This window comes from Streptomyces sp. (genome assembly GCF_035563135.1).
In the GTDB taxonomy this organism is placed as follows: Bacteria; Actinomycetota; Actinomycetes; order Streptomycetales; family Streptomycetaceae; genus Streptomyces.
Genome location: NZ_DATMVN010000379.1, coordinates 1 through 8,819, shown reverse-complemented (window position 1 = coordinate 8,819; position 8,819 = coordinate 1). Strand labels below are relative to the sequence as shown.

Below are 8,819 nucleotides of genomic sequence, written 5' to 3'. Positions count from 1 at the left end.
CGGATCGCGGTTTCGACGGGGACGCTCCAGACCTTGCCGTCACCGATCTTGCCGGTCCGGGCGGCCTTGACGACCACGTCGATGAGCTGTTCGGCGTCCTCGTCCTCGACCAGCACCTCGATACGGATCTTCGGGACGAGGTCGACCGTGTACTCGGCACCGCGGTAGACCTCGGTGTGTCCGCGCTGACGCCCGTAACCGCTGGCTTCCGTGACGGTGAGCCCCTGGACGCCGAAGGCCTGGAGGGCCTCCTTGATCTCGTCCAGCCTGTGCGGCTTCACGACCGCGGTGATGAGCTTCATGCGTCCACCTTCTTGTTCGTCGGGGCTGTCGTGGTTCCGGGTGCCGGAGGCGCGGTGCGCGGGGTGGAGCCGCCGCCGGCGCCGCTGAAGTCGTACGCCGTCTCCGCGTGCTCGACCTGGTCGATGCCGGAGACCTCGTCGTCCTCGCTGACCCGCATCCCGATCGTCCTGTCGAGGACGAACGCCAGGGCCGCGGAGACGACCAGAGAGTATGCGAGGACCGCGAGGACGCCGACGGCCTGCTTGCCGAGCTGGCCGAGTCCGCCGCCGTAGAAGAGGCCGGCCGCGTCGGACTGCACACCGCCGGTGGCGAAGAAGCCGACGAGGAGCGAGCCGAGGATGCCGCCGACGAGGTGGACGCCGACGACGTCGAGGGAGTCGTCGTAGCCGAACCTGTACTTGAGGCCGACGGCCATGGCGCACAGGACACCCGCGATGACGCCGATCGCGACGGCGCCGAGCGGGCTGACCGCACCGCCCGCGGGGGTGATGGCGACGAGGCCCGCGACCGCGCCGGACGCGGCGCCCAGGGTGGTGAAGGAGCCGTGACGGATCTTCTCGTAGGCGAGCCAGCCGAGGACCGCCGCACCGGTGGCGACCTGTGTGTTGACGAACATGACGGCACCGACACCGTCGTCGTTCCCGAGCCACGAACCGGCGTTGAAACCGAACCAGCCGAACCACAGGAGCGCCGCGCCGAGCATGACGAGCGGCAGGCTGTGCGGCCGCATCGGGTCCTTCTTGAAGCCGACACGCTTTCCGATGACGAGGATCACGCCGAAGGCCGCGGCACCGGCGTTGATGTGGACGGCCGTTCCGCCGGCGAAGTCGATGACACCCATCTCGAAGAGCCAGCCGCCGGCTCCCCAGACCCAGTGCGCGACCGGGAAGTAGACGACGGTGACCCACAGGGCGATGAACAGGGCCCAGGAGGTGAACTTGACGCGGTCGGCGAGGGCGCCGCTGATCAGGGCCGGGGTCAGGATGGCGAACATCATCTGGAAGACGGCGAAGACGTACACCGGGATGGTGTAGCCGTCCCAGAGCTCGGTGACACCGATCCCGCTGAGGCCGACGAAGTCCGAGCTCCAGCCGATGACGGAGCCGATGTCGGTGCCGAAGGCGAGACTGAATCCGTAGAGCACCCACAGGACCGTGACGATCCCGAGGCTGATGAAGCTCATCATCAGCATGTTCAGGGTGCTCTTGACGCGGACCATGCCTCCGTAGAAGAAGGCCAGGGCCGGGGTCATGAGCATCACCAGCGCGGAGCAGATGAGCATGAACCCGGTGTTGGCGGCAGACAGCTCGGGGGCGTCTGCGGCAAGCGTCGTGATGCCTGGGGGCATCGGCGTCTCCTCGTCGTCGGTGCGGCCACGTGCGGGGGTGCGGGACCACGGTGAAAAGGTGCGGGCCGGTTATGCGCCATGACATTCGCGCAGCGCGGTTTCCACGAATGCCGCACGGTGTTTCACCGCAGTGACGAAGGAGCCGCGTGTGTTACGTACCGGTGAACCGGGAGCGGCGGGCCCGGTGCGCTGCCTACCATGCTGCCCGCGCCGCATACGGTGCGCTCGGAACGCCCGGCGACGTGAACCGGCCACGACGGCGACCCGCTGACCTGGCGATGGGGGAGCCGAGTCGGGTGGTACGGGGCGGCCGTCGTGGCCGGTGGCAGGGGTGGCGGTCAGACCGCTTCGGCGGTCTCCGGGAGCTGCTCGGTGAGCAGGTCGCTGAGCCTCGCGACCTCGGGGACGTCGCCGAAGTCCCTGGCGGCGGTGTCGACCGTCTTGCGGAGCCTGGTGTTGACGCGCTCCGACCTGACCTTCCTGGCGATCCTCAGGGCCGTGGTCGCGAGGACGGCCGACTCCTCCGGCTCGCGCTTGAGGAGATGCACGGTGGCCATGCCGATCAGATTGAGCGCGTAGGACCTCTGGTGCTCGTCGTCCTCGCCGAAGAGCTCGACGGCACGGGCCATGACGGGCTCGGCGAGCGAGGCGTAGGTGGGGCTGCGGCCCGCGACGTAGGCGAGGTCACGGTAGGAGTGGGCGTTCTCGCCGTGCAGTTCGGCGTCGGAGAAGAAGCGGATCCAGTCGGGCTCGGGTTCGTCGTCGAGGAGGGCGTCGGCGAAGGTGTCCTCGGCCATCCGGACCGCTCGCTTGCACTTGCTCGGCCGGCCCATGTTGGCGTAGGCGCGCGCCTCCATCGCATACAGCATGGCCTGGGTACGGGCCGTGGCGCAGTCGCGGCTGCCGTACTGGGCGAGATGGATGAGTTCGAGCGCGTCGTCGGGCCGGCCGAGGTGGATCATCTGACGGCTCATGCTGGAGAGGATGTACGAACCCAACGGCTTGTCACCGGCCTCCTTGGAGGCGTGCAGGGCCAGTACGAAGTACTTCTGGGCGGTGGGCTGGAGACCCACGTCGTAGCTCATCCAGCCCGCGAGCTCGGCCAGTTCGGCGGCGCAGCGGAAGAGACGCCTGGCGGTGGCCTGGGGCTGCGGCTCCTGCAGCAGGTCGGTGACTTCGTGGAGCTGGCCGACGACGGCCTTGCGGCGCAGCCCGCCACCGCACTGGGCGTCCCACTGGCGGAACATCGCCGTGGTGGATTCCAGCAGGTCGAGCTCGGGGCCGGAGAGCCGTGAGGGGCGGTTCTCCGCGCTCGGCAGCTCCGGCTCCGGCTGCCCCGGGCGGGCGACGGGCACCAGCCAGCGCTGCATGGGTTCGACGAGGGTGGGGCCGGCGGCCAGGGCGAGGGAGCTGCCGAGGAAGCCGCGCCGGGCGAGCATGAGGTCGCTGCGGGAGAACTCGCTGAGCAGTGCGACGGTCTGCGGTCCCGCCCAGGGGAGGTCGACCCCGGCCACCGAGGGGGCCTGGTGGGCGGTGCGCAGTCCGAGGTCCTCGACGGGGACCACGGTGCCGAAGCGCTCCGAGAAGAGCTCGGAGAGGATGCGCGGGATCGGTTCGCGGGGCTGTTCGCCGTCGAGCCAGCGGCGCACCCGGGAGGTGTCGGTGCTGATGTGGTGGGCGCCCATCTGACGGGCCCGCCGGTTCACCTGGCGGGCGAGCTCGCCCTTCGACCAGCCGCTCCGGACGAACCACGAACCCAGGTGCCCGTTCGGGCGCTTCCCGGAATTCGCCCCGCCTGCGCCACTGCCACTCACTGGAACGCCCCCCATCCCGCCGAAACCTGTCGCGCGAACCTCTATCAGAATGCCGCGCCCCGGTGCGGGCCGTACGGGCGTTGCATGTCATCGAACAGACCGGCGAATTGCCCGGGGCATACTCAACTGCACATGCAATTGCACCTTCGAGTACCCACAGTAATCCTCCGATCACCGCTCCGGCGAGGGCCGTTGCAGAAACGCCACCATTCGCCACCCCTTCGGGTGAACCCGTGCCGGGCAGTCCGCGATTCACTTGACAGGTCACGATCAGCAGCAAGCGGAGTGGAGCATTCAGGAGCGCGCGATGCACATCGCGTCCCCATACCGCCGGACCGCGCGCCGGCGGATCGGCGGCGACGGAGAACGTCCAGGACTCCGGGTCGTAACCACCGGCGAGTCGGACCCGTTGGAGGGGGCATGGGCTTCACGATCGGCGGCATCCGGGAGATGCGGTCCGGCACACGGCGCCGGGGCCGTACGGACGCCGCGGCCGCGGTGGCGGAGTACACAGGCCTCTGGGGCTGGGCGGTGGTTCCGGGCGCGCGTGCGGCGGCCGGTGCCTGTTCCTGCGGGGACACCGCGTGCGCCGCCCCGGGCGCGCATCCGCTGGACTTCGCCCGTGAGGTGCCGCCGGGCGCCGCCCCCGGTGCCGCCGCGGACGCCTGGGCCGAGGTCCCGGGCGCCTCGGTCCTGCTGCCGGCGGGCCGGAGCTTCGACGTGCTCGACGTCGCCGACGCGGCGGGCCGGCGCGCGCTGGTGCGGATGGAGCGGATGGGGATGCCGCTGGGGCCGGTGGCCTCGACGCCCACCGGCCGTACGCAGTTCTTCGTCGCCCCGGGCGCCGCGGCCGGGCTGCCCGGGCTGCTCTACCGGATGGGCTGGGACGACGCGGACCTCGATCTGCGGGCGCTGGGCCCCGGAGCGTACGTCACCGCTCCCCCCTCGGACCTCGGGGGTTTCGGCCCCGTCCGCTGGCTGCGTCCGCCTGCGGCGGACACGGCTGCCGCTCCCCCGCAGGCCCGGCTGCTCCTGGGCACCCTCGCCTATGTGTGCCACCGCTGGTGAACACCGAAGGGCGGTGGACCCCTCTCGGGTCCACCGCCCTCCACGCGTCACGGGGTGTGCCGGTCAGTCGCCGATCAGCGCGTCGACGAAGGCGCCCGGCTCGAACGGGGCCAGGTCGTCCGGGCCCTCACCGAGACCGATGAGCTTCACGGGGACGCCCAGTTCGCGCTGGACGGCGATGACGATGCCGCCCTTGGCCGTGCCGTCCAGCTTGGTGAGGACGATGCCGGTGATGTCGACCACCTCGGCGAAGACCCGCGCCTGGACGAGGCCGTTCTGTCCGGTCGTGGCGTCGAGGACGAGCAGGATCTCGTCGAGCGGTCCGTGCTTCTCCACGACCCGCTTGACCTTGCCGAGCTCGTCCATCAGGCCCGTCTTGGTGTGCAGCCGGCCCGCGGTGTCGATGAGCACCACGTCGGCGCCCTCGGCGATACCTTCCTTCACCGCGTCGAAGGCGATCGAGGCGGGGTCGCCGCCCTCCGGGCCGCGCACCGTACGGGCGCCGACGCGCTCGCCCCAGGTCTGGAGCTGGTCGGCGGCGGCGGCGCGGAAGGTGTCCGCGGCGCCGAGCACGACACTGCGGCCGTCGGCGACGAGCACCCGGGCGAGTTTGCCCGTGGTCGTCGTCTTGCCGGTGCCGTTGACCCCGACGACCATCACGACGCCGGGTGTCCCGTCCCCGCCCTCCGTCCTGACCTCACGGTCGAAGTCGGGACCGAGCAGGGTGACGAGCTCCTCGCGCAGCAGCGCGCGCAGCTCCTCGGGCGTACGGGTGCCGAGGACGCGGACCCGCTCGCGCAGCCGCTCCACCAGCTCCTGGGTGGGAGTCACACCGACGTCGGCCGTCAGGAGCGTGTCCTCGATCTCCTCCCAGGTGTCCTCGTCGAGGTTGTCACGGGACAGGAGCGCGAGCAGCCCCTTGCCCAGGGAGTTCTGCGAGCGGGCGAGCCGGGCGCGGAGCCGCACCAGGCGGCCGGCGGTGGGTTCGGGGACTTCGAGCTCGGGGATCTCCGGCTCGATGACGACCGGGGTCTCCTCGACGGGAGTCCCGGTGCCGGGAAGACCGACCTCCTCGATGGTGCGCCGCGCTTCGTCACGCGGCGTCTCGGCTTCCTCGCCGACGCTGGGCTCGGCGGGAGGAGTGATGGTCGGCGTGCTCGACGGGGCCGAGGGCGGCAGCTGCTTCTTCTTGCGGCTGCCGACCACGAGCCCGCTGATCAGGCCGACCGCGACCAGGGCGATGACTACAGCAAGGATGACGATTTCCATAACGTGTCCAGTATCGGCCACAGCGGCGGTCCGGCGCGGTTGCGGAGAGCGGTCGGCTCCGGTCGTCGGGGCGGTATGCCACGTTTGGGCGTAAAGGCGCGCCACTGCGCGGGGAGGACCACGGCCCGGTTCCCGCCCCCGCGACGAGCGCACCGGCCGGGCCGGCCCGGTTCCGACGCCGGGCGGACGTGCTGCCGCCGCAGGAAGCCCTCTGCGCGGGGGCATCAGGACGCCCCCTGTGCGGGCCCGGCCCCGCACAGCAGAACGCTGCCCCGGTCCGGCATGGGCCGGACCGGGGCAGCGGGTCGAGGAGAGGGGCAGCGGGGATTAGCCCATCTCCTCCAGCGCCTTGCCCTTGGTCTCCTTCACGAACTTGAGAACGAAGGGGATCGAGAGCACGGCGAAGCAGGTGTAGATGATGTAGGTGCCCGACAGGTTCCAGTCGGCCAGGCTCGGGAAGCTCGCGGTGATCGCCCAGTTGGCGATCCACTGCGCGGAGGCGGCGACACCGAGTGCGGCGGCGCGGATCCGGTTCGGGAACATCTCGCCGAGGAAGACCCAGACCACGACGCCCCACGAGAGGGCGAAGAAGAGCACGAAGACGTGGGCCGCGACCAGCGCGACGACGCCCTGGGTGTTCGGCAGCTTGCCGTCGACCAGGTCCGCGGAGAAGGCCCAGGCCTCGAAGGCCAGGGCGATGGCCATACCGGTGGAGCCGATGAGCGCGAGCGGCCTGCGGCCGACCCGGTCCACCAGGATCATGGCGATCACGGTGCCGATGATGTTGATGATCGACGTGGTGAAGGAGTAGAAGAACGAGCCGGACGGGTCGATGCCGACGGACTGCCACAGCGTCGCCGAGTAGTAGAACGCCACGTTGATGCCGACGAGCTGCTGGAAGACCGACAGCCCGATACCGATCCAGACGATCGGCAGGAAGCCGAAGCGGCTCCCGAGCAGGTCGCTGAACTTGGACTTGTGCTCACGGCGCATGGCCGTCTCGATCTCGTTCACGCGCGCGTCGAGGTCGACGTTCTTGCCTTCGACCTCCGCGAGGATCTTCCGGGCGCGGTCCTTCTTGCCGACGGAGATCAAGAAGCGCGGTGACTCGGGGATCGCGAAGGACAGCAGGCCGTACAGGATGGCCGGTACGACCATCACGCCGAGCATCCACTGCCAGGCCTCGAGGCCGCCGATCTTGCCGCGCTGGTCGCCGTCGGCGAGCTGCAGGATGCCGTAGTTGACCAGCTGCGAGATGGCGATGCCGATGACGATGGCCGCCTGCTGGAAGGAACCGAGGCGGCCGCGGTAGGCGGGCGGCGAGACCTCGGCGATGTAGGCCGGGCCGATGACCGAGGCCATGCCGATCGCGAAGCCGCCGATGACCCGCCACATGGCGAGGTCCCAGAGGGCGAACGGCAGCGCGGAGCCGACGGCGCTGATGGTGAAGAGCACCGCGGCGATCTGCATGCAGCGGATGCGGCCGATGCGGTCGGCGATGCGTCCGGCCGTGGCCGCGCCGATGGCACAGCCGATCAGAGCGATCGCGATGACCTGCGCCAACGTCCCCGACCCGATGTCATAGCGGTCACGGATGGCCTCGACGGCACCGTTGATCACGGAACTGTCGTAGCCGAAGAGGAAGCCGCCCATCGCTGCGGCTGCCGTGATGAAGATGACATGGCCGAGATGGTCCGGGTGGGCCTCCCGGGCTCCGGACTCCGGTCCGCGCGCTGTGCTGGTCACATGAACTCCTGGTACCTGGCCGCATCGTCAGGTGTGGGGGGTGAACCCTCCTAGTGGCGCACAACATCCAGCCGACCACCACTTGAAGGCAAAAACAACATTGCTGAGGTTATTCGTTCAAGTTTCGAAGTCAAGACCTGGGTTCGAGTGAAGAGGTGCCTCACAAGTACCCAGGAGCGCCCAAAAGGTGCGTTGAAGTGTCGAAGATTACGTAAAGAAGATGTGCCCATGCGTCAGCCCATGTAGGGAAGCGCGCTCAGCGCAGCCGCTGACTGATCACCTTGGAGACGCCGTCGCCCTGCATGGAGACGCCGTACAGCGCGTCGGCCACCTCCATCGTCCGCTTCTGGTGCGTGATGACGATGAGCTGGGAGCTCTCCTGGAGCTCCTCCATGAGCCGGATCAGACGCTGGAGATTGGTGTCGTCGAGCGCCGCCTCGACCTCGTCCATGACATAGAACGGGCTCGGCCGGGCCTTGAAGATGGAGACCAGCAGGGCAACGGCCGTAAGGGACCGCTCGCCGCCGGACAGCAGCGAGAGCCGCTTGACCTTCTTCCCCGGGGGCCTGGCCTCGACGTCGAGGCCGGTCGTCAGCATGTTCTCCGGGTCGGTGAGGACGAGACGGCCCTCGCCGCCCGGGAAGAGCCGGGAGAAGACACCCTCGAACTCGCGCGCGGTGTCGCGGAAGGCCTCCGTGAACACCTGCTCCACCCGCTCGTCGACCTCCCTGATCACCTGCATCAGGTCGGCCCGGGTCTTCTTCAGGTCTTCGAGCTGCTCGGAGAGGAACTTGTGCCGTTCCTCCAGCGCCGAGAACTCCTCCAGGGCGAGAGGATTCACCTTCCCGAGTTGCTGATACGCCCGTTCGGCCGCCTTCAGCCGCCTCTCCTGCTCGGCCCTGACGAACGGCTTCGGCTGGTTGCGCGGGTGCTCCGGATCGGCCGGAAGCTCCTCGCCCTCCGCCGCGGGGGACGGCGGCACCGGCTGGTCCGGACCGTACTCGGCGGCCAGGCCGGCCGGCTCCACGCCGAACTCCTCCAGTGCCTTGGCCTCCACCTGCTCCATGCGCAGCCGCTTCTCGGCCCCGAGCACCTCGCCCCGGTGCACGGAGTCGGTGAGCCGGTCGAGCTCGCCCTTCAGGTCACGGCCACGGCCGCGTTCGGCCGTGAGATCCCGCTCACGCCCGGCCTTCGCCGCCTCGGCCCGGGTGCGCTCCTCCTCCGCCCGTACGACCGAGACCTCGACATGGGCGAGCAGCTGCCGGGCGCCC

The 8,819-nt window shown here is 69.8% G+C and carries 7 protein-coding genes; 1 reads left to right on the top strand and 6 read right to left on the bottom strand.

Annotation, left to right across the window (positions count from 1 at the left end; all coding sequences use genetic code 11):
- The 3 genes from VN520_RS16560 to VN520_RS16550 all read right to left on the bottom strand — a co-directional run.
- Positions 1 to 302: P-II family nitrogen regulator (locus tag VN520_RS16560; RefSeq protein ID WP_325747693.1), on the bottom strand; the 302-nt coding region annotated here is incomplete at its 3' end.
- Positions 299 to 1,651 carry an ammonium transporter gene (locus tag VN520_RS16555; RefSeq protein WP_325747692.1) on the bottom strand — a complete coding sequence of 451 codons (1,353 nt, stop codon included), beginning with the start codon at positions 1,649 to 1,651 and terminating at the stop codon, positions 299 to 301. The genes VN520_RS16560 and VN520_RS16555, both read right to left, overlap by 4 nt.
- A gap of 338 nt (positions 1,652 to 1,989) precedes the next feature.
- Entirely contained in the window at positions 1,990 to 3,465 is a 1,476-nt protein-coding gene (locus VN520_RS16550) for a hypothetical protein (RefSeq protein WP_325747691.1), read from the bottom strand.
- Positions 3,466 to 3,885: 420 nt separating this feature from the next.
- Here VN520_RS16550 and VN520_RS16545 point away from each other — a divergent pair, with 420 nt between their 5' ends.
- Positions 3,886 to 4,533, top strand: coding sequence for a bifunctional DNA primase/polymerase (locus VN520_RS16545; protein ID WP_325747690.1), 648 nt, complete (start codon positions 3,886 to 3,888; stop codon positions 4,531 to 4,533).
- A gap of 63 nt (positions 4,534 to 4,596) precedes the next feature.
- Here VN520_RS16545 and ftsY read toward each other — a convergent pair whose 3' ends face one another.
- The 3 genes from ftsY to VN520_RS16530 all read right to left on the bottom strand — a co-directional run.
- On the bottom strand, positions 4,597 to 5,802 hold the full coding sequence (gene ftsY / locus VN520_RS16540) for a signal recognition particle-docking protein FtsY (protein ID WP_325747689.1): 1,206 nt from the start codon (positions 5,800 to 5,802) through the stop codon (positions 4,597 to 4,599).
- Positions 5,803 to 6,129: 327 nt separating this feature from the next.
- The gene (locus VN520_RS16535; protein ID WP_325747688.1) at positions 6,130 to 7,548 is read right to left on the bottom strand and encodes a sugar porter family MFS transporter; all 1,419 of its coding nucleotides are present in this window, start codon (positions 7,546 to 7,548) and stop codon (positions 6,130 to 6,132) included.
- A gap of 256 nt (positions 7,549 to 7,804) precedes the next feature.
- Positions 7,805 to 8,819, bottom strand: a 1,015-nt coding sequence (locus VN520_RS16530) for an AAA family ATPase (RefSeq protein WP_325747687.1), incomplete at its 5' end; no start/stop codon positions are given.

Excerpts from the sequence above, each read along its gene's own strand:
- ftsY (WP_325747689.1), bottom strand. The coding sequence starts at position 5,802 with ATGGAAATCGTCATCCTTGCTGTAGTCATCGCCCTGGTCGCGGTCGGC.
- VN520_RS16545 (WP_325747690.1), top strand. The coding sequence starts at position 3,886 with ATGGGCTTCACGATCGGCGGCATCCGGGAGATGCGGTCCGGCACACGG.
- VN520_RS16555 (WP_325747692.1), bottom strand. The coding sequence starts at position 1,651 with ATGCCCCCAGGCATCACGACGCTTGCCGCAGACGCCCCCGAGCTGTCT.